The organism is Campylobacter troglodytis (genome assembly GCF_006864425.1).
In the GTDB taxonomy this organism is placed as follows: domain Bacteria; phylum Campylobacterota; class Campylobacteria; order Campylobacterales; family Campylobacteraceae; genus Campylobacter_D; species Campylobacter_D troglodytis.
In genome coordinates this window covers 1-1,158 of record NZ_QHLI01000159.1, presented here as the reverse complement: position 1 = coordinate 1,158, position 1,158 = coordinate 1, and the positions used below count along the sequence as shown (strand labels likewise).

Genomic DNA, 1,158 nt, shown 5'->3' with positions numbered 1-1,158 from the left:
AAAGTGCAACTTTAAAGAATGTTTTTGACATAATCTGCTCCTTTAAATTTAATCTTGTGAATTTAACACGAAATTTCTTAAAAGACATTTAAAGTTTAATGAAATATTAACAATATAAAAAACTTTTAAACTACATACTTTACTATTCTAAAACGACAAGTTACCTTAAAAATTTAGAATTTTTATGCCTTTATATCAAGCCTTATCTCATTTGTAAAGAGTTTCTTTTGTTCTTCTTCAAGTTCTTTTCTTAGCTCATCGCTTTTGCCAAATATAAGTTCTATATACTTTTTCATTTCTCTTATCATATCTTCGATAGAGAAAGAATTTTCTTCAAGTTCTTTTAGTCTTTTTTCTTTATATTTAGCATATTTACTCATAAATTCATCTAAGTCAGTTTCTAACATTAAGGGCATAAAATTTTCATCACCAAAGGGAAAGGTTTGAAACTGTTCATCATTAAACCATTTGCGTAAAGCTTTTGAATCTGCATTTTTATCATAGCCTTGCATTTTACCCCAAATTGTTGTTTCACCTTCTATGGCGTGAAGATTTGAATTTAAAACGCCGATTAAAAGCCCACCTTTTGAAATAGAGCCGTCTTTGTTTGTGTATTTGTTTGCTGTGGTGCTAAAACTTCCCACATTCAAATTTTCTTTACCATTTAGAGGTTCATCAGTATCGATAAAAAGAGATGAAAATGCTTCATTTTCTTTTAAACCCATATCTTTTACCTCAACATTTTCAAACCTATTTAAACTTTCAGTTTGCATTAGTTCTAATGTCTTTGTGTTATATGTAAATGCTTTTTGTAAAGACTTTATATCATCGCTTGTAAAATCATTTTTTGAATTTAAAACTTCATCGCCTACAACTTGTGAAAGGATTTTATAGGCATTGCCTATGCTTTTGGCTATATCTACACTTGTAAAAAATCTATAAAAAGGGACTAAGGTTTGAGTTTTTGCTCTAACCAAACTTTCCATAGTGCTTGAATGTATCTTATAATCCTTTGGAATTCCAGCAGCCTTGTTGAACTCTTCTGTGAAATAGCCCTCTTTATCAACCTTATAGCCTAAGACTTCATTAGCTGAATTTGAGATTTTAGAATTTGAATTTACAGCGTTTGAATTTGTTTTTTCTCTAACTGAGAGTTTT

1 protein-coding gene is annotated in these 1,158 nt (G+C 29.3%); it reads right to left on the bottom strand.

Going from position 1 to position 1,158, the window contains the following annotated elements; all coding sequences use genetic code 11:
* Window positions 1–182: 182 nt before the first annotated feature.
* The coding region (locus DMC01_RS14100) for a Cj0814 family flagellar-dependent secreted protein (protein WP_185908961.1) at window positions 183–1,158 on the bottom strand (976 nt) is incomplete at its 5' end.